A 26,301-nucleotide genomic window follows, 5' to 3' on the forward strand; every position below is an offset into this window, starting at 1 on the left:
ACCATTTTACCCAGAAGCTGGGGCCTTCACAGGCTCGTCATCAGCGTATAAATCACGTTACATTGACGCGCAACAGAAACCATGACCACTGGGGAGCAGATGTTGCGTGCCCGATGTATTCTGCACAGTCGGTACCCGTTGCGCAATCAGTTGAGGAGCAGGCGGGTTACCTGAGGCGTTTGATTTCAGCAATTGTCGGATGTCTGGGCAGGAGAAATGAGCAGCAGGAATCGCCGTCAGATTTTGAACTCAAGCCCGGAGTGCAAAACATGATCATGGAGAACATTAACCCTGACACGCTTTAAACTGCAGGTTGGGACAGGCGACAAGTAGCGTCGAGTGCCGCAACAATAACACCCCGGGCAACACCATTGTCACCAGCTCTGGTAGCCCGTTAACAATTTCGCTGCCACGTCCTTAGCTCTGCTATTAGCAGAGCTACCCAGCAGAAAACCCCGGAGTATCAAATGTTTTACGTAAAACTTGCGTACATTTTTCTGGCATCATTGCGTCAGGAACGTATTCGCTTGAAAGGAATGCGAAAACACAGTAAAGCAAACACAACAACCAGATAAAAGACCGGTTGGGAGTAATCACTTTTAACCAGCCAGAGATAATGGATCACTGCCAGAATGGCAGCCACGTATACAAGACGATGCAGCCTTGACCAGTTTCTCCCCAGCCTGCGCATCATCCCCTTTGTTGAAGTGATACCCAGAATAATAAGAATGATAACCGCCAAAGCTCCGATAATAATATAAGGTCGTTGGTAAAGATCTTCCAGCAAGGTCAGCCATTGCCAGCCAAGCATAAAAGCCAGATAGGAAACAGTGTGCAACAGACCATAAAACAGGGTAAACAGGCCGAACATACGACGAAAGCGAATCAGTTTCGGAACCCCTGTCACCTTTCTGAGGGGCGTTATCAACAACGTCAGACAAAGGAAGCGCAAGGCCCACTCGCCCAGCTCTTTAGTCAGGGCATTGCCCGGGTCCGGCCCCAGCTGATTGGAAAACGCAAAATATACGGTCAAACCCAGCGGAACCAGGCAAATGGGAAAAGCAATAAGCTTCGTTCTGGCTATCCAGTCCATCGTATTTTTCACCGTGAAATATTTTTCACCACAGAGGGTGGCGAAAATATTTAATCCCTTTATGCCTGTCTGTTATCTACATTACCCATAAAGCTACTGGCTGCAACCCGTGTAGTCCAGAATAATATTTCTTAATAAGTAAGTACATGCTGCCAATCAACGCTTTTATTCATGCTCAAAAAACATCAAATCTATATGTCATTTTTTTTTGCATTTTCAGTATCACTGCCTTTGCAATGGACTCCTATGAAATGACGTACTTTCAACCCTATGAGGTAGAGGCTGATGTGGATGTAATGGGTGGGGAAGAAACAGGGGAACCCTTACCAGAGCCCCCGGCAAGGTTGTATATAGGCAGGGTGGGGAGAGAACACTGGATGGCTTTGGAAAGGCGTTGGCTGGGGCAGTTAATGCTTAGCTGGCGCTGCCTCTCTATCCCTTCCATCCTCAGCCGACTGTTCGGCCTGGAGTATGAAAACGCGGAGTCGCTATTTTGTACAATGAGAGATTCACATCAATTTGGCTTCACACATCTTGAATTAGCCTATCTTTGGACACATCTTTGCAACGGACGGCGCTGCGAAATCACCGCTTTCGATAGCCACAGAACAGTAAGAGTCATTAGAAGGGGAGAAGCCGTTGATGTTTTTGGCCGCAGTGCCGACGACAAAGCTTTTCGTAACATTTTTTCTTTCTGGGCGATATACTCACAGATACTTCTTCAAACCAACAGTGCAAGAGTGCAGATCAGGGCATCGCTCTCGTTGATATACCCCGAACCATCATCTTACCCTCTTGTTGTATACCAGAGAATTGAGTCTGACGAGGTCATCATTCTACAGATGAATCCATTCAGGGAACGCAGATGGCCCAGAATAGAACTTGCTGCTGACTGGATTATTCAACAGACGAGAGCTAATGCGCAAACTATCAGAACAGAGCATTTTATTATTAGAAGAGAGTAATGCTCGCATTGATAAGAACTGCGTCAGCACTAATCAGTTTCATCATCACCCAGCATCGATTTATAAAAATCAACAACCGTATCTGACTGCATTGCAAAGTTCTGACTGTACAGCTCTTTAATGGCTTTTAGCTGATCCGGTGAGAGTTGCTGTTGATCTGAAAGATTGAAACTGTCCATATTCCAGTCATTGAATCCACGCTCTGGTACTTCCTGATCCACAATCCGAATAACCTCTGCATGCCGTGGATCAGCAGTCACAACGTCCATCAACCCTTCCAGATCAGGCTGTTCCCCTTCGATAATCTGCAAAAATTGCTGGTTGTGGTAAAACAGCAACCCGGTGATGTTGAGCGCAGGGTTATTGTGCTTTGCTGTCTGGGTGATAGTGCGCAGATCATCTGCGATCTGAGAGGTCTCGCCAGTATAACGGCTGGTATAAATGATGAGGTGCATTCCTGAGTCCCTGTAAGTATCTACTTCCCTGTCAAAACCAACTACCTATCAATTAATATAAGCGGTTGCACACAAAAACAAAACGTTTTATGTGTATCGCTTTGCCAGTTCTTTTATTTTTCACTTCCGCCTCGCTGAGTACCTCATCACCTAATGGCGGCGCGCTTATGCAGCCATCTATTTATGGCAGGGCTGAAGCATCAGTAAAACCGCTGTAAATCCATACCTTTATACAAGTGAGCCACTTCATCCCCATAGCCATTAAACATGAGCGTATCCCTGCGGTTCGGGCTTAACAGGGTAGCAGGCAGGCGTCGCTCTGACGCCTGACTCCAGCGGGGATGGCTGACATTCGGGTTCACATTGGCATAAAAGCCATACTCCCGGGGTGCAGACAGCGCCCAGGTGGTGTCCGGCATTGTCTCAGTAAAACGAATTTTAACGATGGATTTGATGCTTTTGAAACCGTATTTCCAGGGTATCACCAGCCTGACTGGCGCACCGTTCTGTGGCGGCAGTGTTTTGCCATAAACACCTACTGACATAAACGACAGTGGATTCATTGCTTCATCCAGTCTCAAACCTTCTACATAAGGGTATTGAATGGAACTGAAACGGGACTTCTGGCCGGGCATCTGTTTCGGGTCGTACAAGGTAGTGAATTCAACAAACTTTGCTTTTGAAGTGGGTTGAAAGCGTTTAATCATATTTGACAGAGAAAAACCCACCCAGGGAATAACCATTGACCATGCCTCGACACAGCGTAGGCGGTAAATGCGTTCTTCCATCATTTCCGGCCGGATTAGATCCTCAAGATGATAGGTTCCGGGCTTTTCCACCGCGCCTTCAATCACCACCGACCATGGATCAGTGACAAAGTCTTTAGCATGTTCCGCCGGATCGGTTTTCTCATAGCCAAACTCATAAAAGTTATTGTATTGAGTCACATTGGCATAAGGCGTGAGTTTTTCATCGGTGACAAAATCACTGCGTTTATAGGTGGAAACTTTTTCTTTTAACCACTGTGGTGCAGGTAACTGGGGAATGTCCTGATAGTCACTGGCAACAGAGGCAACGGTTTTATCAGAAGCGTCCGAGCAGCCCGTCAGTGCCAACCCCAGGCTGGCAAAGGCGTACTGTCCTGACTTTTTCAGAAAGTCCCGACGTTGCTGGTAGATGGATTCTGAAGTAATTTCACTACTGCTGACATCGCTGGTTCTTTTCGTTTTTATTAGCATTATCATCGACCAAAGCTGTGAGCCAACCGTAAACTCTACGCTACTGACAACGGTGTAAGCTGTCCATCATTTTTCTGTGTTGAATAAAAAGCATTAGGTAAGGCGGGGCTATTGCCCCGTCCTTCCCACAGAACCGTGCGTACGGACCTCGTACACGGCTCCTGCACTCTCTATCCCTTAACAATAAGGGGCAAGAACGCCCGTTTTAACGCCTTCCAAATTGAACAACTTTATCTCATTGAACCAGTTGTTCGGCATGGCTAAATGCGACAGGGGACTGCACGCATTTCTCCATGAACGCATTTTGATGTACTTAAATGGTGGCTTGTAACCCAGTTGCTTCAGCCGACGATGCAGCTTCGCTGGTTTCTTCCACTGTTTCAGTTGTAAACATCTCAGCCTGCGCCTCATCCATCCTGTCAGCCGTTTTAATTCACGACTACAGTTCGCTATCCTGAAGTAATTAGCAAATCCTCGTATCACAGGGTTCAGTTCTCGGATTACTCCTTCAAGGTTCGTTCCCCGATTCCTTTTCGTGATTCGCTTTACCTTTGCTTTCAGTGCGTTGAGCTTCTTTTCCTGTATGCGCGTATAGCTGCTCAGGATTTCAACTCCCAGAAATTTCACACCCTCGCCGCTATGGGCTATGTGTGTTTTATTCTGGTTGACCGTCAGTTTCAGGTCTTGCTCCAGTACTTTGGTCGCCACTTTCAGAGCGTTTTCTGCCGCTGCTTTGGAGCCACACAGAATCAGGATATCGTCCGCATAGCGGACAATCCTGTGCTTGCGTCGCATCATTTCCTGATCAAACGCATCAAGATAGACGTTTGAGATTAAGGGACTGATCACTCCGCCCTGTGGACTGCCTGTTTCCGTGGCTTCCAGTTGATAGCCAACCATCACCCCGCTTTTCAGGAACATTCTGATCAGGTTCAGGATGCTTCCATCTGCCACTTTGTGCCTGAACGCCTTGAGAATTAACTCGTGGTCGAGTCGGTCAAAGCATTTGGACAAGTCCATGTCCACCACCCAGCGTCTGTCGTACTTCCGTATGAACAGGGTCGCCTTGGTAATGGCTTGATGGCAGCTTCGATTCGGTCTGTACCCATAGCTGGACGGGTGGAAGTCCGGATCAAAGATCGGGGTCAGGATATTTAGAAGTGCTTGTTGGACGATTCGGTCTTTTACTGCGGGGATTCCCAGCAGACGCTTTCCACCGTCTTCTTTGTCGATTTCTACACGCTTTACCGGTAGCGGTTTGTAGCGCTTTTCCCGCAATTCAAGCAGTAACTGTTCAAGATTCCCACGCAGATTCGAGGCGTAGTCGCTCAGGCTCTGCCCATCTATTCCGGCCGCACCTTTCGCTTTCCATACCTTTTTGAATCCGTTGTAAAGCGCTTCCATCGTCAGCAAGCGCCCATACAGGCTATAATATACTCTCATCAGTTACTGTCTCACGACAGACAGATTGCGCCATCCTTCTACTGTGGCCGGATTCTTCATGGACATTCACAGGCGTTCTGGCTCAAGGCAATCTACCTGCTACCTGTCCTTTACTCCCGAGCGCGGCTCTTTCTTTTAGCAGGATTGTTCCCAACCTCACCAGCCAAAGATGTCCTGCCTCGTCAGGCAGCTTGTGCGCTCACAGTATCATTCCTGCGGTCTGACTGTTCTTTAAGAATGCTTCACCCCTTCGCAACATCTGCCGCTTTTGACGACACATGCCCTACAGTCACTCTGGCTGTAGTCATTCCGGTTTTGCCCTCCGAACGGTTACCCGCCTTCACAGGCCGGAATTTCATCACTACTACAGGATCATCTGCCACCTCACACCACTGTTACCCTTGAGTTTCCTCTTGCGATAACAGCCCCTGAGATTCAGAGATTGATGCCAGGCTTCCCCAGTTAAGTAAATGATCCACGTTCTTAGAACGTGGTTTTGCTTTATGCCCCCTAAAAGGGGGCTGAAACCGCCAGCCTTCAGAGAAGGCTGGTGAGAGTTGTCCCAAGATTGCAGGTTATTTCCTGAAGTCTATCTCCTGTTGGAGACGTTCTTTCTTTTCTTGGTACTTCACATACTTACGGATCATTTCTGCATCTACACCGACAGTATCGACACAGTAGCCTTTTGACCAAAAGTGATTGCCCCAGTATGGTTTCTTCTTGAGGTACGGAAATCTCGTGAACAGCCTCAAAGCTGTTCGCCCCTTCAACGTTCCCAGGAGCGTCGATATCGAAACTTTCGGCGGCACTTTTACCAGCAAATGCACATGGTCACTCTGGATGTTCAGTTCCACTACCGTACATCCAAGCTGACTACAAAATACTTGAATACTGTTATGAACCTCGGCTTTCACGGCTCCGGTCAGGACTCGAAACCTGTATTTGGGCACCCAAACTATATGATATTGGCAATGCCAAATGACATGCGTTAACTTTTCAAATCTACTCATGCTACTTCCTATCTCTAGTAGTTGTGGGGACAACTCAGAGATAAGGAGTAGCATGGGTAGTTCATGGCAGGCGGAGCCAACCATTCATGACCACGTCCATAGGACGTGGGTTTTCACGATGCACTAAACGGTTCCCCGTCAGAAATGCCACCCTCAAGCACAGAGTTGGGACTGACTGAGTATCGGGCTTTGCGCTATTTCGCACGCTTGCCGCTCCCAACCTGCCGAATCAGGTTCGCTTGCGCTGTGTACCTCTGACTTCCTATGGCTTCCTTCAGACCCAACCGTTGGCCAGTTACGCCCTTGCCATTCAGATTGCCTTCCCCTCAGTCGGGGCGGCTCAGGCTTCTTTCAGCCTGACGGGTTTGCCCGCTTCGCTGGGCAAACAAAAAAAACGCCGTCATCTGACAGCGTTTTTTAACCTTATCGGCAGGGTATCAGTCCGAAGTGGATTCCTTTTTATCATGCCTGCCCATTCGCATGATGGCCGTCACAGGGCCAGAGCAGGCATAGGCAAGGAAAATCAACAGCAGTACACGGGGTGGGTCAGTAAATACGACAGCGAACCCAAGTACCATGACCAGCAGGAAGATAAAGTGTACCCGTCCACGCAGGTCGAATTTTTTGAAGCTCTGGTACTGAATATTGCTGACCATCAGAATGCCCGCACCGGCAGTGATCAGGGCTCCAAGAAATGACACCAGCACCGTGGTTTCACCATCAATGCCAAAATCACTCAGCGCCCAGACCATACCAATCACCAATGCGGCGGCTGCCGGGCTGGCAAGGCCGGTAAAGTAACGACTGTCAGTCTCTTCAATCTGAGCGTTGAAACGAGCCAGCCGCAACGCGGCACAGGCTGCATAGATAAAGGCAACCATCCAGCCGACTTTGCCCATGTCACTTAATGCCCAGCTGTACGCCACCATGGCGGGTGCCACACCAAAGGTCACCATATCAGCAAGGCTGTCGTACTGTTCACCAAATTTACTCTGGGTGTTGGTCATGCGGGCAACACGTCCATCCAGCCCGTCCAACACCATTGCCACTAATACAGCGATACAGGCAGCGGCATAGAAGCCCGCCTGAGCACTGATGATGGCGTAAAAGCCACAAAACAGGTTACCTGTAGTAAACAGGTTTGGAAGAATATAAATGCCTTTGTGGCGAACGGTTTGTCCGCCTTCGACCACTTCTTCAAAATGCTCGTCGACAGGGAACATCCCGTCAACCGCATTACCGCTATTTTCGGGTCGTTCCGGTCTATCGGTCATTGCGAAATCTGCTCATGTAAAAGCCATTAATCGAAGGCATCACTTTACCACGATTTATCACTATGCTGTATGTAACACAGATCAACCAAACAGCCATGATCAACGGAGAATAAACTTTAAAAAATTGAGCGCCCTGCTTTCTGAGCAAAATACTTAAGTGCCTCCATCCCGACAATAGAGTTGCCTTTCGGTCCCAGCTCAGGGCTCCAGACGCAGATCGACATTTCACCAGGAATGATGGCAACAATCCCTCCACCGACACCGCTCTTGCACGGAAGTCCAACTCTGAACGCAAATTCTCCGGCTTCGTCGTAAGTACCACAAGTCATCATCAGAGAGTTAATCCTTCGCGCCTGTAGCCTGGAAACCACCTGTTCATCTTTATATGGGTGTTTACCATCCTGAGCCAAAAAGCGGAAAGCCCGGGCAAGATCACGACAACTCATGGATAGAGAACACTGGTAAAAATAGAAATCCAGTACACGGGAAATATGGTTATCCAGGTTGCCAAAGCTTTTCAGGTAGTTTGCCAGTGCCGCATTACGCTGACCATTGTCGTATTCAGAACGAAACACTTCTTCATCGTAATGTACGTCAATGTTATTAGACAGACCTCGTACAAAATCAAGAAAGTCCCGTTTGGGGGATTTCACAAACTCCAGCAATGCATCAGTTACCACCAGCGCACCGGCATTGATAAAGGGGTTACGGGGAATACCGTTTTCATACTCAAGCTGGGATAACGAGTTGAACGAGGTTCCCGAGGGTTCTACACCAACACGCTTAAACAGGTCTTCACCGGCATAATGCATGGCAAGGCTCAGGTTGAATACCTTGGAAATACTCTGGATTGAGAAGAACTCATCAGCATCGCCAATCACAAAGTCATCGCCATAAACCGTACTGATTGCCACTCCGAACTTGCCGGGGTCCACCTGCGACAGTGCCGGTATATAGCCTGCTGGCTTACCCTGACCAAAAGTGTCAGCAACAACCTCTGGCAAAGATGCCAGTACATTCTGGATGTTCTCCATTCTTCTGTGATCCTCAGTCTAAGACTGCTAAGAAATAACAATAGAAATACGTAGTTCAATATTTTTTATATAACTTGAAAATATAGGCTTGCCCGGATTAAAACAGCTTAAGGAATACTATGCAGCGTATTACCATGATCGTCGCCATGAAGCAGGAAGCGGCTCCTATTATCAAACACCTGAACCTGTCTGAAGTCAAAATGCAGGACCCGGTGCTCACCTGTCAGGCATTTCAGGGAAACTATAAAGGTCTGGATATTTCTCTGGTCGTAAACGGCACTGATCGTGAATATAACGTAGAGTCTGTGGGAACTCAGCCAGCAACCATTACCACTTTAGAAGCCATTCGTCAGTTCACACCTGACCTGCTGATTAACGCGGGAACCTGCGGTGCCTTTAAAGACAAGGGCAGTGCAATCGGTGACGTTTACATGGGTGAAAGAATCCGTTATTTCGACCGTCGTATCCCACTGGGAGAAAACTATTTTGCCTACGGTGATGGCAGCTATGAATCAGTGTTGGCCCAGAATTACGCAACCCGGCTTGGACTGAAGGGAGCCGTTGTATGCACAGGCAACTCTCTGGACATGAGCCCGACCGACGAAGCCATTCTACGCGAAGAACCTCTGGTAGCAAAAGAGATGGAAGCAGCGGCTATTGCAGCGGTTGCAAAAATGTATAAAACACCACTGCTTGCTATTAAATCCGTCACCGATCTGGTTGATGACGAATGTACGACAGCAGAGCAGTTTCTGGCTAATCTGGCCAGGGCTTCTGAACTATTACAACAGAATGTTTTCAAGCTGCTGGACGTGTTGAGCAAAGACGCAAAATCTGCTGTTTAAAACGTCTTGATCGTGGTTGTTCCCGCCTTTTCCATCAGGCAGGGAACAGCCCTGCAGGCAAGGTATAAGGGGCTGTTCTGTATCTATTGAGTGCAACCATCCATATCCCCAGAATATATACTGCAACGCCTGCCTCCAGCACCAGTCCAACAGAACAGATCGCTGTGAGTAACCGTGCGCCTACTGTATGTATATTGCTTTCTCTCTCACAAATTTGCATAAGGGGCTGCACAGCGTTAATGACCTCCCGGCAACCTCCCTGCCCCAGTGGTAAAAAACCACTGTAGGCTACCTGAATATTGAATTGACCGCCTTGATTACAATGAATTCCGTCATTGCAGACGACAGTCGTCATGCATTCGAAACGGGAATGCCCTGTACTAAACAGTACGCCATTTTCGTTGTCCTTACTGATATCAAGAGCGTTGTTGGTGATATCGATCATTATGTCTTTAATGATTTTTCTGGTAACGCAGATTTCGGCATGAGGATCATGGCTGTCATTTGTTCGTGAAAAATAAAATGGGTACTCTTTAGCGATATCATTTTTGTGAAACATCTCCCATACCGTACAGGATTCACCGGATAATTTATTCACTTGCGGACACAGATTCAGGTTGCCTGAGCTAAAGAGTTTGTCTGAACTTTCTATTTTCCGGATCACCCAGGGAGAAATTGTGTTCTCATTTTGATCGTCTGCCCAAAGCATTTTGCTGGTAAACAGCAGCAACAATGGCAATGTGTATAAATAATATGAATGCACACTGGCTCCATTTACATGGTTACGAAAACAAAATCGGATTCTATACTTTGCAGGCTTATGAAAAAATGTACTCACTGAGTGTATTCCTGCTTGATATAAACCGTGAACCTTATTAATGGGTAACTGCTCATATTCCATTGGCAAGAACCGTTTCCTGATAGCCTGATGCCTTCAGGATGAGATGCCCCAGCTGCGGAATCAGATTGGTTCCAGTCAGCCTGTCCCTGAGATAGTTGGCAAAGGACACCCCGTGTTGTTTACAGGTCTTTTTCAAACTGGCAAAGGTGTCGCGGCATTTCCTCCCAAGTTTACTCCGGGTACCACCGCTAACCTTTCGCCGTTTCACATACTCTCTGATCTGCCTCTCGCTCAGGTTGTTGTGCAGTGGCAGCCACGGATACTCAAGAACCAATAACAGCTCTTCCCTGACAACCATCAGTTTGCCCAACTCAGCCTGCAAGGCAGGGTAGTCAACCCGCTGTGTTACCCAACGATCAAACTCCTGGTAGAGCTTCTGTTTCTCCTTGTCCGTTGGTTTTTTCTGGTAGGCCTCAATGTCGTCGTAGAGGCACCAGTACTGATCCTGCACGGTGTCACGGGCGGCTCGTTCCAGGTCATTGGCCGGTATCAGCTTGTCCATGTTTCTTCCCGCATGGTACCAACACAGCGAATGCTGAAAGGCTGTATCAAACTGCCGGGCTCCATCGCTATGGATAATCAGGTTCTCAAGGCGATGATTGAGCATCAATGCGGCCTTTAAAACACCCTCTGTCGCCCAGCGCCTTTGTTGCGGGGCAGCACAACCAATGCTGTTAAGGAAGCTCTCCCACTCTTCTTCTGTTGAGAAACGCTTCTCGCCGCATTCGGATAGCGCAGTGATCCACTTCTTCGACACATCAACCTGATTCTCCATGTAGTCAATGGCAACGTCGTTGAGAAGATAAAGCCGCTGCTGCCCTTGCAGACAGCCCAGGAAATTAATCCTGCTCTTACTGTCGCTGCTATGGAAGTAGGAAAAATAAGGGTTGCCGATAAACAGGCAGTAGCCGTTTTTTCCTTGGTGGCGAGCACCTGTGTCGTCGGCCTGGAGATAATCAGAGCAAGTCAGCCCTGCTTCCAGCAATTCTTCTTTTTCCTGGTGGAAAATATCATGGCCTTTCGTCAGGATGTTGCTCAGGGAACCTTCTGATATTGAGCATCCATGGTCGTGCAGCCAAGATAGCAGTAGTGGCTGTGTCGTACTGCATGAATGATAAAAATCCAGCAGATGGGCTTTCAGGTTGTCGCCAAAACGGTCTTTCACATGATCAGGTAGCGGGGCTGACACCCCGCCTTCCGGAGTTGTGTAATACTCACGCCTGTAGCGAGTAGTGACAAAACGCAAGTCCAGCTCAGTATGGAAAAAGTCGATATAGCACTTGAAGCGCCAGTTCTCACCGGGAGCAGCGATTGAACAGATTTCCTCTCGGTCAACAGTCATTGGTGGTGCAGCGGTTTCACCGGCTTCTTGTGATCGTGGTCGTTTACTTTTCGGCGGACGATCAGTGTCACTTTTCCCGGCAGCCTGATCAGTGTCTTCCGCAGAAGAGCTGTCTTCCTGATCATCGCCCTTGTCCGAGACATTAGGCCTGATTTTAGGCTTGCCCTTGTGCTTCTTCAGGTGGCGAATTTCTGCTCGAAGCTGTTCGTTCTCTTCGACCAGCTGTTCGATCTGAACGCGCTGCCTTTCAATTTGCACAGATTGCTTCTCGACCGTGTCGAGAAGGTTTTTGACGAATGAACGCAACTGTTCATTGTCTGTACTGGAGAATAGTGAGTCAGGCAGGTGCATACGGTGAAATATACGAAAGATCAGGATAACTTTCTTTGACCTGTAGAGGTTGATTTGCCAGTCAATTTTGAGCAGTTACATTAATGGTGACTTTGAACGCATGTTGGCATGCTCTGGATTATAGCCATTACTGCGTCAGCGACAGCCTGATTCGTTTCAGTGCCTGTTAGACAGCCATAAGCCAGTAAAGATAAACCCTGCCCCAGGGCAGCGAGAAGCCTCTTTCTAACAGCTCCATCCTTTATCATTCTGATTTTTCCATTGAAACCACCAAATTATTGACTTTGAAGGTTGTAGTATCTGTTTGTTTTTATGAATTGGAGTACAGGGGTTATGACACCATCCATCAAAAAACTAATGTAACCAAGGAACTTTACTGAAGCCAGCCAATCTATAGACCCGTCGGACAAAATTAATTTGTCTTATCCAGTTCCTGACATTCAGATATTATGGAGAATACCGATGTCACTCCCTGTTTCTAACCCTGTTTCTAACCCTGTTTCTATCCACACTGCCTCAAACTTCAGCAATTTTACCGAAGTATCTGCTTCAGACCCAAAACCGGAAAGCGAAAATCAATGGGGTACCCGGAAAATAGGGAAAAGCCACTCGTCCAAAATCACTGATAAGAAATCAGCCGCAGTCAATGGTAAAAGCTTTTTTGATATGTCGATAACAGAGCGTCTTGTTTTTGCTCTTAGTCTTTTTTCAGGTTTGCAGGGTGCGTTTGCACAGAATAGCGGAAAAAGTGACAGTCACAGTATGATTTATCCAACAAAGCCTGAACTCAGCACCTGTCCAAAAACAGATTTTTCAGACTGGATCACAACGTTAGATCAAAAAAACAGTAAAAGAAGTTATGCACAAGCAGAGTGCCTGACAGACCAATGCTCAGCACCGGAAGTAACAACCAAAAAAGAAATATCACCATCTAAAAAAGAAAGTCAGTTACCATCCTGTCAAAAACCAGATCTGATGGAACAGATAGGTCCAGTGGACAAAATGACGGGTGTTTATAAAAAGTCAGATGAAACCAGCATAACTCTTGGTATTAAACATCCTGAAACAGTGCCTGTAATGAGAAAATATAAAGACCTTGCCAATTTAGAATCCAAGGCAATGCAGCTGACACAGACACTGGAGCAAATAAATAACTACATAATTCAAAACAACTATGATTTCAGAATGCTGACCTACAATGAAAAGCAACATATCATGCAGAACACTTTCAGAATCAGACCATTAACCCCGTGTATGAAAGGTCTGATTGACGAACTGGATAGCTATGATACAGCACTTAAAGAAATTTTCATGTACCAAAAAGAATCCGGTGATTATCAAGCCTATGCTGAAGAGCTGAAAGCATTAACAGAGGGACGAAAGGCCATCATAGTTAGCTTGTTGAAATCATTAAAAGCAGAGCTTCAAGGTATAGATAATTACACATCTGCTGTATTTAAAGAGCAACATGATAAAGTAGAAAGGAATTTCCAAAAAAATAAAAAATATATTTCTTCTCAGCTTAAAAAATCAGAAGCCATACTCAGCTCTAAAGAAATAAACAAAATGATGCAACAGTGCCTTAAAGATCAAAGAAAATGCATCAATGAACAAAAAATTGCAGAGGCTAAAGACATTGCTGACAGAGTCAGAGCCCAGAGGGAAGCAAACAAAAACAGCTTCGGCATGAAGCTCCTTAATTTATTCTCTGCAACTTATTTAGCTTCCTTTATTGGTCTGGTTACTTCTTCACTTGCAATGATATGTTTACCTAAAAAGGTAACCCGTTACTTCACCTCCATAAAAAAAATAAACACAAGACGTATATTAGAGCAGAGAATAAAAGATAAGAAAGTAGTATTACCAAAGAACATCAAACAATCTATGGACAGGTGTGACAGCGCAGAAGAAAAAATTCGTTCAAGCCAGACCAGCAGTAAACTTAATCCATTTCCTGAAGGCTGGGAACAGGTAACCCTGTCAAAGTATCATGACGTAACTCAGCTTAAAAAAGAAAAGCGTGACAAACGAAGCCAAAGAACAATGACTGAGACACTTAAGGATATTGTCATGCCAGAAGAAAGCAAGATGCCAGAGATGCCGTGGAAAACGGATATTTCGATAAACCACCAATTTATAAAGCCTGTCTACAGGAGAGGTTTTGTACCATCAGATAAGGAAACCAACAAAAAGAATATTGTTGCCTATGCATTTTTTGATCCTTCATCTGATGGGGTTAAAAACTCAATATCGGATGATGGCATTAAAAAAATGCAAAGCATTCATGAAGCTGGCCGATATGCGCCACACGAAAAAAGCGCTACAGGCTACAAATGCTTTAAACATAAAAGCTCGCTTTTGTGGGAATTTAAAGTGGCCGGAGATGAACGTTTGTACGGAGTAACCATTCCAGCAAACGACGAAGGGAAAAAAGCGGGTGTCGCTCCCCTGGTTGTATTTGACACAATATTGAGTGAAAAATTATAAACGACGTCCGGCTCTTATACTCAATAATTAAGAGCCGGAGCATTAAGATGAAAACTTAGTTTTTTGTCTTATCTACCAGCTGGTTAGCAGTAATCCAGGGCATCATTTCACGCAGCTTGCCACCCACCTTCTCGATAGGATGTGCTGCATTGTTGCGACGATAAGCAGTCATGGACGGATAGTTGGTCGCCCCTTCAACAATAAATTTTTTGGCGTATTCACCGTTCTGAATATCCTTCAGGCAATCGCGCATGGCCTGACGGGATTGTTCGTTAATGACTTTTGGTCCCGTTACATACTCACCATATTCCGCATTGTTAGAGATGGAGTAGTTCATATTGGCAATGCCGCCTTCGTACATCAGGTCAACAATCAGCTTCAGTTCGTGCAGGCATTCGAAGTAAGCCATTTCCGGGGAGTAACCGGCTTCGGTCAGTGTTTCAAAACCAGCCTTCACCAGTTCAACCGCGCCACCACAAAGAACAGCCTGTTCACCAAACAGGTCGGTTTCGGTTTCGTCCTTGAAGGTGGTTTCAATGATACCGGTACGACCGCCCCCCACACCAGAAGCGTAAGATAAAGCAACGTCTTTAGCCTTACCGGAAGCGTCCTGGAACACAGCCACCAGGTCTGGGATACCGCCACCTTTAACAAATTCAGAACGAACGGTGTGACCCGGAGCCTTGGGGGCAATCATGATCACGTCCAGATCTTTGCGAGGCACAATCTGATTGTAATGAATCGAGAAGCCGTGGGCGAAAGCCAGAGTAGTGCCTTCACGCAGGTTCGGTTCAATCTGCTCTTTATAAAGCTGAGACTGGAACTCGTCGGGTGTCAGGATCATCACGACGTCTGCCTGCTCAACGGCAGCCGACACTTCCTGCACTGTCAGGCCGGCAGAAGCGGCTTTTTCCCAGGAAGCTGAGCCTTTGCGCAGACCTACCGTTACATCCACACCCGAATCTTTCAGGTTGTTGGCATGGGCGTGCCCCTGAGAACCGTAACCGATGATAGATACTTTTTTGCCACGAATAATGGAAAGGTCACAATCCTTATCGTAATAAACCTGCATGTGAAGGCTCCTCTTTATTATGAATATGTTGTTCTTATGTCAGTGCAAATTCGATAGGCGTAAGATAGGTCAGACAATACGTTTCGTAAAATGATATATTTGAAAAACAGTATCCCGAATTATGAAACAAAAGATTAACGCTTATGGATACCAGACTGCTGAAACACTTCCTGGGCCTTGCCGACAGCCTGCATTTTGGTCGTGCCAGCCAAGCCTGCCATGTCAGCCCTTCCACCCTGAGCCGGAGCATTCAGCATCTCGAAGAAACCCTTGGTGTTTTGCTGTTTGAGCGAGACAACCGCAGCGTCCAGCTCACCCGGGAAGGCTTACTGTTTCAGGAATACGCCAGAGATACCCTGCAACAATGGGACGGAATCCGTAACCGGTTAATGACTGCCGCTGAACAGCTCAGTGGTGAAATCAGCGTCTACTGTTCTGTCACTGCCAGCTACAGCTTTTTATACGACATTCTTAGTCAGTTTCGTCAAAGCTACCCCGGCATTGAAATCAAATTACATACCGGCGACCCGGAACCTGCCATCCAATATGTATTGTCAGGGCAGGAAGATATCGCCATGGCAGCTCGCCCTGACCAGCTGCCTGCTGAACTGGCATTTTGCAGTATTGGTCTGTCACCTCTGGTCTTTATTGCTCCCGCTGATGGCAGCGTTAAACAACCGGCCAGCGATCAGGACTGGGCAGATACCCCGATGATCCTTCCTGAAAAAGGCATCAGTCGAAACCGGACCAATCAGTGGTTTGCCAACAAAAATATCAAGCCCAGAATCTATTCACAGGTAGCAGGCAACGAAGCCATTGTCAGTATGGTCAGTCTGGGGTTTGGCATTGGCGTCGTTCCCCAGATTGTAGTCGACAACAGTCCGCTATCAGGCCGGGTACAGGTCATTGATGTAAAACCCTGGCTACCGGCTTACGACGTGGGACTTTGTGTTCTGAAAAAAAAACTCAAAAACCCTTTGGTGGGGGCTTTCTGGTCGCTGCTTGATAACGCGTGTCAGGATTTTTCCTGACCAAGGATGTCTATGCGCCATCCTCTGCTATGCTCAAAGCCCAACCAATAAAAACGAGCTGTACCGATGTCGATAGAAATGAGATCCGTAGAAGCAAGACTGGACAAACTGGAAGCCCAGCATCGTAACCTTGATAAAGAAGTTCACGGCCTGGCCAGGGTCTGTGCAGATATAAAAAATATTGCTCTGACTAACCAGCATGATATAGCGAGCCTGACGACTTGTGTAAAATCGTTAGCTGAAGCAACACATGCAGGGTTCAAACGAGCCGATGAGCAGCATTTAGAATTTGTAAAAGAAACCCGTGAACGTTTCGACCGCGTCGAGAAGCAACACTCCGAGTTTGTAAAAGAAACCCGTGAACGTTTCGACCGCGTCGATGAACGCTTCGAACGCGTCGATGAACGTTTCGATCAACTGGAACTTCTTATCCGTCAACGCCTTCCGGCAAACTGACACACACAATTCTGTCGCTCCAACCGATGGTCAACTGAAAGATTAAGGGGCTTTTACAGGTTGGCTGATGGAAAATGAGGGGTTGCAACAGAAATAGCCTTTCAGGAAAGATTGATTTGAACAGATCAAAATTTCTGAAGGATCAGACATGTGTACAACACCCTCACTACGTCCTATGTTCGCATTTCCCGGCTGGGTAATCGAGCAGATTGATATTGATTGGGAAGTCAAACAAGCTTTTGTCTATCTCCGCAGGGATGGCCGAATTCAGCACGAGAAATGCAGTCAATGTGAAACCCCTATGGGACAAATGAAGACAAAAGATCGGTGTGTCCAGGATTTACCACTGGGAGTTCTACAGGTAAATCTTCTCTTCACAGCTTTTCAGGGCCGCTGCTCACACTGCAACAATATTGAAACCGTTACTATTCCTGGTTTAACTCCCAAGGCTCAGGCAACCGATCGCCTTAAACGACACGTCAGCCATTTATGTCGCTATATGCCCTGCGACAAGGTGCCTGAATTCATTGCTATATCCGGTGGTACTGCCCGTCGTTGGGATAAAGAGATGCTGCTGAGAATGCTTTCAGCTCCAAAGCGTGACGGTATTCGCGCTCTGCTCATTGACGAAAAATCCATTGGCAAAGGCCATCAGTATCTTACCGTTGTTCTTAACGCCGACTCAGGAGAAACCCTCTTCCTTGGTGAAGGCAAGCGAAAAGAGACTCTGGATGAGTTCTTGAGCAGCCTGACTGAAGAGCAAAAAGCGAGCATCGAGTGTGTTGGCATAGACCGTGGTGGCAGCTATCAGGCTTCGGTGAAAGAGCACTTGCCCAATGCGGATATTGTATACGACAAGTTTCACATTATTGCCAATTATAATGATGTGATAGATCAGATAAGGCGCAGGGAGTGGCGTCAGGCTGAAGAAGAGAACAAGCCCTTTATCAAGGGTCAGCGGTTCAACCTGTTCATGAACCCTGAGAACCTGACTCCAAAGCGAGAAAGCAGTCTGAAAGAGCTCTTGAGCATGAACGAGGATCTCAATCAGGCTTACATCCTGAAAGACATGCTCAAACAGCTATGGACGTACACGTACAAAGCGTGTGCCGGCAAGTTTCTGGATAGATGGATAGAGTTAGCAAAAGAAACCGGAATTGCAGAACTTAAGAGGTTTGCTAAGGGCTTGGACAGGGCAAGAGAGGGCTTGCTGTCGTACTGCCATCATCGTATAACCAGCGCGAAGATTGAAGCTTTCAATGGAGTCATCAAACGGATTATCTACAAAGCTTGTGGCTACAATGATCTTGATTACCTCTATCTTAAAATCAGGCAGGAGGCTGTAAAATGATCAGCCAACCTGTAAAAGAGCCAGATTAATGGCAGGCTCAGGCCTGCCGGTTTTATCTGACCAGCAGTTGATTTCCGTCAATTTATTTCAATAGCAGGTTAATTTAACCGGCAGTCAGAATAGTTTAAAATCCGCCTTGAAGAACCTATAACATCTGACTCACTCTCAACCATGAAAACCGGCATTTACCAACAGCTATCCTTGAGCAGCCTGCGAGCAATGCTTGGCTTGTTTGGCGGTCGGTGTCTGTCTGTTTATTACGATACGCCTTACCAAGCCAATTAAGCTATTTCACATTTTTTCAGAACATTAAATTTGCAGCTATTAATTTCTGCAAACACTTTATCGTGCCTGAAAAATAATCACTATTTTTTTTATTTTAAGGTGTACTGCTATGACACTGAGTCGTCAATGGCTGGCTGACACTCTGGCTTTAATTTCATTTACCGTTGTTACCGGTATGTTTATTGAGATAGCTATTGTCGGAATGGCTGTGAAACAATCGATTATCTCCCGCTTAATGTGCCAGCCATTAAATATTAGCCTTGGCAGGCTTTACGGGATTTATCGTGATTTTATTATCCGCAAACTATGCGGTAATAATCATTCAGCCATTAAAGAGGCGCTGGGGGATATTATCGCTTATCTAACGTTTCAGCTCCCTCCCTATATCGGGATTCTTGTAGTCGTCGGTATGGATTTTAATGGAATTATCACAGCGTCCATCAGTCAGACAGCTGCCCTGGTTATTCTGGGTGGTCCTTATGGACGCTGGCTGAGCTTTGTTCGCAGCAAGTTCATTCCAGCAGCAGCTATGAAACCTGGGACAGTATAAAACAAGATAACCATGCGCTTTTCATTACCTCAAATAAAAAGCGCATGGTTCTGTCAAAGCCTGCTAAATCATAGCGAGAGCACTTTTTCACCCCGGGCAATGCCCGTTATGCCACTACGCACGACTTCCAGCACCTGGGCGTGCCCCACCGCTTCGATAAACGCATCCAGCTTGTCCTGTGTTCCCACCAGCTGAATGGTATAGACCGAGCTGGTGACATCAACGATATGCCCACGGAAAATATCCACTGTGCGTTTTACCTCGGCACGCAAAGGTCCACTGGCCCTTACCTTTACCAGCATTAGCTCCCTCTCAACGTGCGAACCTTCCGTCAGGTCCACCAGTTTCACCACATCAATCAGCTTGTTCAGCTGCTTGGTGATCTGTTCAATCACCTGCGGATTGCCGGAAGTGGTAACCGTCAGCCGGGACAGGGTGCTGTCTTCCGTCGGAGCCACATTTAACGTTTCAATGTTGTAGTTTCGCTGGGAAAACAGCCCGACGATGCGTGACAGCGCGCCCGGCTCGTTTTCAACCAGTACAGAGATGATTCGCCGCATCAGGTTCTCTCCGTTTTACTGAGCCACAGATCACGCATGGAACCATCCTTGATCTGCATAGGATAAACATGCTCGTTGGCATCCACCCGGATGTCCATAAACACCAGACGATCTTTCAGCGAAAACGCCTCTTCCATCGCCGGATGCAAGTCTGATGACTCAGTGACCTGAATACCCACATGGCCGTAGGATTCTGCCAACTTCACAAAGCAGGGCAGGGACTCCATATAGGAATGGGAGTAGCGGCTGTCATAATTCATATCCTGCCACTGTCGCACCATGCCCAGAGCCTGATTGTTGACGTTGATGATTTTCACACCAAGGTCATACTGCAGACAGGTCGACAGTTCCTGAATATTCATCTGGATACTGCCTTCACCGGTCACACAGGCAACAGTTGCATCAGGGTGAGTCAGCTTAACACCCATGGCTGCTGGCAAACCAAAGCCCATAGTGCCGAGGCCGCCTGAGTTGATCCAGCGATTGGGCTTGTCAAAACGATAATACTGAGCCGCAAACATCTGGTGCTGACCCACATCGGACGTAACAAAGGCATCCCCGCCTGTTACTTTATACAAAGCCTCAATGACCTGCTGAGGCTTCAAAATGGTTCCGTCGCCTTTATCGTAAGGGAACAGGCCGCCACGGCTGTCACGCCATTCATCGATCTGGCGCCACCAGGCGTCAATAGCCTCCTGATCCCGACTACCGGAGTAATCGGTAACATGACGCAGGAAGCCCTCCAGCACTGCACTCACCGGACCAACAATAGGAACATCCGCTGTAATGGTTTTGGAGATACTCGCCGGATCAATATCAATATGAATAATCTTTGCGTCCGGACAGAATTTTGCCGTGTTGTTCGTCACCCGATCATCAAAACGGGCGCCCACCGCCAGAATAACGTCAGCATGATGCATCGTCATGTTGGCACAATAACTACCGTGCATGCCCAGCATGCCGACAAACTGACGGTCTGATCCGGGAAAACCACCAAGACCGTTGAGCGTATTGGTCACAGGAACATTCAGGTCTTTCGCCAGCTGGGTAAGCTGGGTGGAGGCATTGCCCATAATAACGCCACCACCCGCATAAATGACGGGACGTCTGGCCTGCATCAGCAGGTCAATGGCTTTACGAATCTGACCGTTATGGCCTTTGCTGGGCGGCGTATAAGAGCGAAGTTTTACGGTTTCAGGGTACTGGTATTCAAACTTCAGGTTTGGATCGGTAATGTCTTTCGGAATATCAACCACCACCGGCCCCGGCCGCCCGGTCTGTGCAAGATAAAAGGCTTTTTTGATGGTTGCCGGAATATCTTCGGCCCGTTTCACCAGAAAGCTGTGCTTAACAATCGGGCGGGAAATGCCCACCATATCCACTTCCTGAAACATATCCGAACCAATACCCGCTGAAGGCACCTGTCCGGAAATAACCACCATCGGAATGGAGTCCATATAGGCGGTGGCAATGCCGGTAATGGTGTTAGTTGCACCGGGTCCTGATGTGACCAGTGCAACCCCCGGTTTTCCTGTCGCCCTGGCATAACCGTCGGCCATGTGAGTAGCTGCCTGCTCATGACGTACAAGGATATGTGAGACATCTTTCTGTCGGAAAATGGCATCGTAGACGTGTAGAAGCGCCCCACCCGGATACCCATAAATATGCCTGACCCCTTCGTCAGCCAGCGAGCGAATCACCATGTCCGCACCGGATAAAAGCTCCACGTGTGCTTCTCCTCGGCTTAATTGTTAGAAATGAATTCGGCTGGTCTTTGTCACCAGTGGGGTGCAGACCTTTTCACCGAAGATTTTTATTAGTTGTAACAGCTACAACAGTCACTTACGACAGCTGGACTTCAGGCCTCTGCTTAATAAGACCTCAACATTCCTGTGCGGATAGGGGCAGTGGAGCGCTGGCAGCTGAACCGGCAAGGTATGACTGTCTGCCTCCAAGGAATGCTATCACCAGTTCCACTGTTGATGTTCCTGATGGTCGCATAATCAGCTAAAACTATCGGTTTTATAGTTTTAGCTGCCGCCATTCTTTACCGTCTGTCCATTTGAGTCAATAGTTTAGCGAAGCACAATTACGGAAATTGCTTACATTTAAAAAAGAGATACAAAAAGGAACCCTTGGGATGAACGGATTCATAAAGACCATTTTGCTCCTGCTGCCTCTGGCTTTTTCCGGCGCAGTTAATGTTGAAACCGCTCACGCTGAAAAAGTGTTTATCTGGAAAGACTACAAAGGCGTAACACATTACTCCGACCGACCGGGTCCGGACGGGATGGATACAGATTTTGTTATTTCTCCTGATGGCCCTGAAAGCGTGCACGAGCCTTTGCCAGACGATTCATTAAGCAATTCTTTAAACGAGTCATCAAGCGACTCAACCTCTGAGGTACCCAAAGAAACTTCCGGACAACCAGCCTCCCTTCCAGACCCTTTCGCGCCTGAAACCATAGCCTTCTGTGAAAAGCTTAAGGGCAACCTTAACGCACTGAAGGCGAAAGGACGGATTCGCCTTACCCATGAAGACGGCCGGGAAGAAATTCTCGACGATGCCGGGAAGGAGCAGGAAAAGCAACGACTGATGGACATGATGAAGCAGTACTGCAAATAGCCTTCAGGTAAAACAACGCTTAGGTAACAACAAACAACCGTTATTTCATCAGCACGTCAAACTGCTCAACCAGGTTTAACAGCTTTACTGAAGACACCTTTTCAACCATCAACGCTTCTTCTGCATACGGTTTAATATTTGCGCCCTTTGGCAAAGCCCCGCCCTGTTCAACAATGGTTCTGACTCTTGGAATAAACAGCCACTGCAACCATTGGCTGAATGGCATGGCATCCATGCAAAAGGGAACTTCACTGGACATAGCTTCCGGAGCAGGAGGCATAGTCTGCCAGCATCCCAGAACTTTCAGTTCCGCTTCCATCTCTTCCAGTAACCGGATGATTTGTACACTCATATTCTCAACTCTTAAGGGAACTTAGCAGGGCTTCCAGCTTATGGGTCATTTGCTGATCCGGCCCAAGGCTCAGGGCTCTGCCAAGCAGCTGTCGTGCCTGATCCGGATCACCCTGCTCTATACGAATTTCTGCCATGTGATAGTAAATGGCGGGCTCCACCGGGTTGATGCGCATAGCCCGCGACAACCACCCGACCGCTTCTTCCAGAAGGCCTGACTCAATCGCCTGATAAGCATTATTCAGCAAAACACCCACGGCATCTTCGCGGTCCGCGTAAGGGGAGCCCACCAAAACAGGTTCTGATGGTGCATAATAAACCCGGCCTCCACAGCCAGACAAAATCACAGCAAACAGAAACAAGATGATGGGTCTGGTCAACGACTGAAGCAAACCTTTATTCCAACGATCATGCATGGGTTAATTGAACCAGGATTTAATGGTATCAAAGAAGCCTGCGTCATCCTGCGGGGCGGATTGACTACAGCTGTCCGCTATAGAAGGCGCTGAACCTTTAATATAAGGAAGCAGTCTGGCTCCCTCACAGCCCTGACGACTACGCAGGTTTGATTCAGGCTGCACCCAGACATATTCCAGCCGGTCACTGGCAAGGGGCTGGACACCACTGATGGGCGTTCGTTGCATCAGGTCAGTCCAGACCCGCAGAGCACCACTGCTGCCCGTGAGTCCGGTAGAGCTGTTGTCATCATTCCCCAGCCAGGTCACAGCCATCAGGTTACCCGAGAAGCCTGCAAACCAGCTGTCTCTGGAATCATTGGTTGTACCACTCTTACCCGCCAGGTCAATATCCTGACTGATACTCCAGTAAGCTCTGCGACCTGTACCTTCTCTCATAACACTGACCATGGAGCGCCTTAACAGCTCCATGGGCGCCGGATCAACCACCCGCTCAACCGAGAAGCTGTACCGACGCAACGGCCTGCCACTGGCATCCACCACGGCATCAATCGCTCTTAAGGGCATCCGGAAACCACCACTGGCAAAGGTCTGATACATGACCGCAATGTCCATGGGGGTCAGGGAAGCAGCCCCCAGCAGCACTGAGGGATAATTGGGCAGTGACCGTTCAACACCAAGACGACGAATAGTGTTTAAAACATTCGGCACGCCTACTTCCATCCCCGTGCGCGTGGTGGCCTGATTGAAAGACCTTGCCAGCGCCTCATAAAGTGGAACGTCTCCACGGGATTTGCCATCGTAATTGCCCGGTTCCCAGAACCCACCCCGACCATCTTCTACCTTAATCGGAAGGTCTTTTACCGGTGTCGTTAATGTGTAGCGTCCCGGTTGTTCGAGGGCGGTCAGATAAATCGCTGGCTTCAGAAGTGAACCTACTGGACGACGTGCGTCTACAGCCCGGTTAAAGCCGACGTAGCCGGGATGCTTATCACCGACGACCGCCAGCAAATCTCCGGTCTGTGCGGAAGTGACGATCATTGCTCCCTGTAACTTGTCCTTGCTAATGGCACTGACCGTCCGGGTCAGGCTGCTTTGGGCATGACGCTGGATAATCGGGTCCATATTGGTGAATATACGCAACCCTTCCGAGGTCAGGTCCCGTTCAGCATAATCCTGCCGTAGCTGTTTTTTCACCACATCAAGATAAGCGGGGAAAGCATTGGTACGCATCTGTTCACGGCTGACAATGCCCAGCGGCAATTGCTTTGAACGTTCAGCCTCGGCCTTCGAAACCAGGCCTTCGTTTGCCATAACATCCAGCACCAGATTACGACGCTGCATGGCTCGCTCGGGAAAACGCCTTGGGTTGTAATACGAAGGTCCCTTGACAATACCCACCAGCAATGCGGTTCTGGCAAGGCTCAACTCCTGAATCGGCTGGGCAAAATAAAACTGGCTGGCAAGACCAAAGCCATGTATTGCCCGTCGCCCCTGCTGACCCAGATAAACTTCGTTGAGATACGTTTCCAGAATTTCATCTTTTGAGTAATGCAGTTCCAGCAACACAGACATGATCGCTTCCTGAACCTTACGGATCAGGGTACGTTCATTACTCAAATAGAAGTTCTTAACCAGCTGCTGCGTCAGTGTACTGCCACCCTGGACGACACTGCCTGCCCGGACATTAACCAGCAGAGCCCGGGCAATAGACGACAACGATATACCCCAGTGTTCATAAAAGTCCCTGTCTTCAATCGCCATCAGGGCCGGTACAAGATAGTTGGGTGCCTGCTCAAGACGAATAAGCAGACGATCTTCATAGCTGGCCGGGTAAATCCCCCCAACCGGTTGAGGATCAAGTCGCAACAGTGGCAGCGGCTGCCGATGTCTGTTGGTCAGGCTGATAACCTGATTGCTGTTAAATTGAACATGGGCGTAGCGGGAGGATTCTGTGCCGTCGGGAAAATGAAACCCCCGACTGTAAATAATGAACTCATTACCCGTCCGGGCAAAGGTACCCGGACGACGAACAGTGGTGACTGGCTGGTAGCCCTGACGTCGTAACTGTGCCTGCAATTCATCGGGCTTTAGAAGACGACCTTCGTACAATTCAACCGGGCGTGCGTATACCTTGGCCGGAATTGCCCACTTTTTGCCTTCAAACTTTGGAATAACCACCGCGTCCAGATATACGACAAACGCCATAAAAATGGCAAAACCGCAAATACCCAGTTTGAGCAGCAGTATGCCCCATCGTCGAAAACGATCAGACGGTTTACGCTGGCTGGTTGAACGGTTTTTCTTAGGCCCAGAACGTTTGGTCTTTTTCTGTGGCGTCTCTTTATTACTTGCTACCATGGTTCCGTATTATACGTAATCCACGGGACAGACAAAGCCGATAAAACCGAAGTAAGCCACGTTCGTTTATAATCAGTAATAAAAACAGACACTACATACTGTTCACGACACTCTATGAATACATGTCTCATCTGCCTTCAGGGTTTGTCAGGTTCTGGAAAAACAACCGTCGCAAATTTCCTGGCCTCAACCCTCAATATTCCGGTTTACCACTCTGACGTTGAGCGTAAAAAACTGTTTGGGCTCGACCCGACAGCAAACAGCGCTCTTGCCGATCTTGATATTTACACAAAAGAAGCAACTAACCGAACGTTCCAGAAGCTTTATGAACTGGCTTTTGAAGAACTCTCGGCACGACATTCTGTTCTGGTGGATGCTGCGTTCCTGAGACATCATGAACGGCTACGGATGCAGCAACTGGCCCGGGACACCGGAGCGATTTTTCTGATCGTCAAATGTCAGGCTCAACAACAGGTAATGATTGATCGCATAAGAACACGCCAACGTGTTGGCAACGACCCTTCGGAAGCCAGTGAAGACTTGATTCACAAACAAAAACAATGGCAGGAAGCTCTGACTGCAGATGAGTTACAAACGTGCATAAAAGTCTTCACAGAAGAAAAAAACTGGCAGGAAACACTGCTTCAGCGCATTTACCGCTATATTTCATAGCGGCTTTTGTCAGAAAACTAATCAAATTCTGGGCAGTCAGGCAGACTCGTCTATAGTTACGTCTATAGTTACAGGGTATTAGAAAAGAGTCACATCTGACATTCAGTAATATCAAAAATTTTCATATCGGAC

The 26,301-nt window shown here is 47.7% G+C and carries 25 protein-coding genes (1 of these 25 cut by a window edge); 10 read left to right on the plus strand and 15 right to left on the minus strand.

Translation table 11 applies throughout. The features are described from left to right. Positions 1-305: the 3' portion of a hypothetical protein gene (locus NX722_RS19885; protein WP_262564601.1), read on the plus strand. 1,153 nt of this gene lie to the left of the window's left edge; the window shows 305 of its 1,458 coding nt (coding positions 1,154-1,458); its start codon lies off the left edge, out of view; it ends in the stop codon at positions 303-305. 206 nt (positions 306-511) lie between these two features. Here the strand turns inward: NX722_RS19885 and NX722_RS19890 are convergent, their stop codons facing one another. Then, positions 512-1,033 (minus strand): protein-methionine-sulfoxide reductase heme-binding subunit MsrQ, encoded by a 522-nt coding sequence (locus NX722_RS19890; RefSeq protein WP_262564602.1) that lies wholly within the window; start codon positions 1,031-1,033, stop codon positions 512-514. A gap of 206 nt (positions 1,034-1,239) precedes the next feature. On the opposite strand from NX722_RS19890, the gene NX722_RS19895 reads away from it, so the two are divergent. Continuing rightward, complete coding sequence (locus tag NX722_RS19895; RefSeq protein WP_262564603.1) at positions 1,240-2,058, plus strand: hypothetical protein; 819 nt, start codon at positions 1,240-1,242, stop codon at positions 2,056-2,058. 29 nt (positions 2,059-2,087) lie between these two features. Here NX722_RS19895 and NX722_RS19900 read toward each other — a convergent pair whose 3' ends face one another. From NX722_RS19900 to NX722_RS19925, 6 genes are all read right to left on the minus strand, one after another. Further along, a complete protein-coding gene (locus NX722_RS19900) occupies positions 2,088-2,513 on the minus strand; it encodes a BLUF domain-containing protein (RefSeq protein ID WP_262564604.1) in 426 nt (141 codons plus the stop codon). A 200-nt stretch (positions 2,514-2,713) separates the two neighbouring features. Further along, positions 2,714-3,751: a protein-methionine-sulfoxide reductase catalytic subunit MsrP gene (gene msrP, locus NX722_RS19905; RefSeq protein ID WP_262564605.1), complete on the minus strand. Its 1,038-nt coding sequence runs from the start codon at positions 3,749-3,751 to the stop codon at positions 2,714-2,716. A 177-nt stretch (positions 3,752-3,928) separates the two neighbouring features. Beyond that, entirely contained in the window at positions 3,929-5,194 is a 1,266-nt protein-coding gene (ltrA, locus tag NX722_RS19910) for a group II intron reverse transcriptase/maturase (RefSeq protein WP_262563619.1), read from the minus strand. Between the two features lie 575 nt (positions 5,195-5,769). Continuing rightward, positions 5,770-6,204 (minus strand): IS200/IS605 family transposase, encoded by a 435-nt coding sequence (tnpA, locus tag NX722_RS19915; protein WP_262564606.1) that lies wholly within the window; start codon positions 6,202-6,204, stop codon positions 5,770-5,772. A gap of 437 nt (positions 6,205-6,641) precedes the next feature. Continuing rightward, positions 6,642-7,478, minus strand: coding sequence for a CDP-diacylglycerol--serine O-phosphatidyltransferase (gene pssA, locus NX722_RS19920; RefSeq protein ID WP_262564607.1), 837 nt, complete (start codon positions 7,476-7,478; stop codon positions 6,642-6,644). 116 nt (positions 7,479-7,594) lie between these two features. Next, on the minus strand, positions 7,595-8,512 hold the full coding sequence (locus tag NX722_RS19925; RefSeq protein WP_262564608.1) for a glutaminase: 918 nt from the start codon (positions 8,510-8,512) through the stop codon (positions 7,595-7,597). A 119-nt stretch (positions 8,513-8,631) separates the two neighbouring features. Here NX722_RS19925 and NX722_RS19930 point away from each other — a divergent pair, with 119 nt between their 5' ends. Next, positions 8,632-9,357, plus strand: a complete 726-nt coding sequence (locus NX722_RS19930; protein ID WP_262564609.1) for a phosphorylase family protein — start codon at positions 8,632-8,634, stop codon at positions 9,355-9,357. 34 nt (positions 9,358-9,391) lie between these two features. Here the strand turns inward: NX722_RS19930 and NX722_RS19935 are convergent, their stop codons facing one another. After that, on the minus strand, positions 9,392-10,120 hold the full coding sequence (locus NX722_RS19935; protein ID WP_262564610.1) for a hypothetical protein: 729 nt from the start codon (positions 10,118-10,120) through the stop codon (positions 9,392-9,394). Between the two features lie 127 nt (positions 10,121-10,247). After that, positions 10,248-11,951: an IS66 family transposase gene (locus NX722_RS19940; protein WP_262563696.1), complete on the minus strand. Its 1,704-nt coding sequence runs from the start codon at positions 11,949-11,951 to the stop codon at positions 10,248-10,250. Between the two features lie 462 nt (positions 11,952-12,413). Between NX722_RS19940 and NX722_RS19945 the strand changes: the two genes are divergently transcribed. Further along, positions 12,414-14,438, plus strand: a complete 2,025-nt coding sequence (locus tag NX722_RS19945) for a hypothetical protein (protein WP_262564611.1) — start codon at positions 12,414-12,416, stop codon at positions 14,436-14,438. A gap of 55 nt (positions 14,439-14,493) precedes the next feature. Here NX722_RS19945 and ilvC read toward each other — a convergent pair whose 3' ends face one another. Further along, on the minus strand, positions 14,494-15,510 hold the full coding sequence (gene ilvC, locus NX722_RS19950; RefSeq protein ID WP_322740941.1) for a ketol-acid reductoisomerase: 1,017 nt from the start codon (positions 15,508-15,510) through the stop codon (positions 14,494-14,496). Positions 15,511-15,653: 143 nt separating this feature from the next. Between ilvC and ilvY the strand changes: the two genes are divergently transcribed. The 4 genes from ilvY (at position 15,654) to alaE (ending at position 19,183) form a co-directional block, all read left to right on the plus strand. Continuing rightward, positions 15,654-16,541 carry an HTH-type transcriptional activator IlvY gene (ilvY, locus tag NX722_RS19955; RefSeq protein ID WP_262564612.1) on the plus strand — a complete coding sequence of 296 codons (888 nt, stop codon included), beginning with the start codon at positions 15,654-15,656 and terminating at the stop codon, positions 16,539-16,541. A 66-nt stretch (positions 16,542-16,607) separates the two neighbouring features. After that, a complete protein-coding gene (locus NX722_RS19960; RefSeq protein ID WP_262564613.1) occupies positions 16,608-16,997 on the plus strand; it encodes a hypothetical protein in 390 nt (129 codons plus the stop codon). Positions 16,998-17,145: 148 nt separating this feature from the next. Beyond that, positions 17,146-18,348, plus strand: coding sequence for an ISL3 family transposase (locus tag NX722_RS19965; protein ID WP_262563783.1), 1,203 nt, complete (start codon positions 17,146-17,148; stop codon positions 18,346-18,348). 394 nt (positions 18,349-18,742) lie between these two features. Further along, on the plus strand, positions 18,743-19,183 hold the full coding sequence (gene alaE / locus NX722_RS19970; RefSeq protein ID WP_262564614.1) for an L-alanine exporter AlaE: 441 nt from the start codon (positions 18,743-18,745) through the stop codon (positions 19,181-19,183). 68 nt (positions 19,184-19,251) lie between these two features. Here alaE and ilvN read toward each other — a convergent pair whose 3' ends face one another. Together ilvN and NX722_RS19980 are read right to left on the minus strand one after the other, a co-directional pair. Then, the gene (gene ilvN / locus NX722_RS19975; RefSeq protein WP_262564615.1) at positions 19,252-19,743 is read right to left on the minus strand and encodes an acetolactate synthase small subunit; all 492 of its coding nucleotides are present in this window, start codon (positions 19,741-19,743) and stop codon (positions 19,252-19,254) included. After that, positions 19,743-21,470: an acetolactate synthase 3 large subunit gene (locus NX722_RS19980; RefSeq protein ID WP_262564616.1), complete on the minus strand. Its 1,728-nt coding sequence runs from the start codon at positions 21,468-21,470 to the stop codon at positions 19,743-19,745. The genes ilvN and NX722_RS19980 overlap by 1 nt, the downstream gene beginning before the upstream one ends. Before the next feature lie 413 nt (positions 21,471-21,883). On the opposite strand from NX722_RS19980, the gene NX722_RS19985 reads away from it, so the two are divergent. Further along, a complete protein-coding gene (locus NX722_RS19985; RefSeq protein ID WP_262564617.1) occupies positions 21,884-22,369 on the plus strand; it encodes a DUF4124 domain-containing protein in 486 nt (161 codons plus the stop codon). A 40-nt stretch (positions 22,370-22,409) separates the two neighbouring features. Here the strand turns inward: NX722_RS19985 and NX722_RS19990 are convergent, their stop codons facing one another. From NX722_RS19990 to mrcB, 3 genes are read right to left on the minus strand one after another with little or no spacing between them, the layout of a single operon-like run. Continuing rightward, a complete protein-coding gene (locus NX722_RS19990; RefSeq protein ID WP_262564618.1) occupies positions 22,410-22,721 on the minus strand; it encodes a YqcC family protein in 312 nt (103 codons plus the stop codon). 4 nt (positions 22,722-22,725) lie between these two features. Next, positions 22,726-23,136: a tetratricopeptide repeat protein gene (locus tag NX722_RS19995; RefSeq protein ID WP_262564619.1), complete on the minus strand. Its 411-nt coding sequence runs from the start codon at positions 23,134-23,136 to the stop codon at positions 22,726-22,728. A 3-nt stretch (positions 23,137-23,139) separates the two neighbouring features. After that, on the minus strand, positions 23,140-25,497 hold the full coding sequence (gene mrcB / locus NX722_RS20000) for a penicillin-binding protein 1B (protein ID WP_262564620.1): 2,358 nt from the start codon (positions 25,495-25,497) through the stop codon (positions 23,140-23,142). Between the two features lie 114 nt (positions 25,498-25,611). Here mrcB and NX722_RS20005 point away from each other — a divergent pair, with 114 nt between their 5' ends. After that, entirely contained in the window at positions 25,612-26,169 is a 558-nt protein-coding gene (locus NX722_RS20005) for an AAA family ATPase (protein ID WP_262564621.1), read from the plus strand. Positions 26,170-26,301 lie beyond the last annotated feature (132 nt).

Source organism: Endozoicomonas gorgoniicola (assembly GCF_025562715.2).
GTDB lineage: Bacteria > Pseudomonadota > Gammaproteobacteria > Pseudomonadales > Endozoicomonadaceae > Endozoicomonas_A > Endozoicomonas_A gorgoniicola.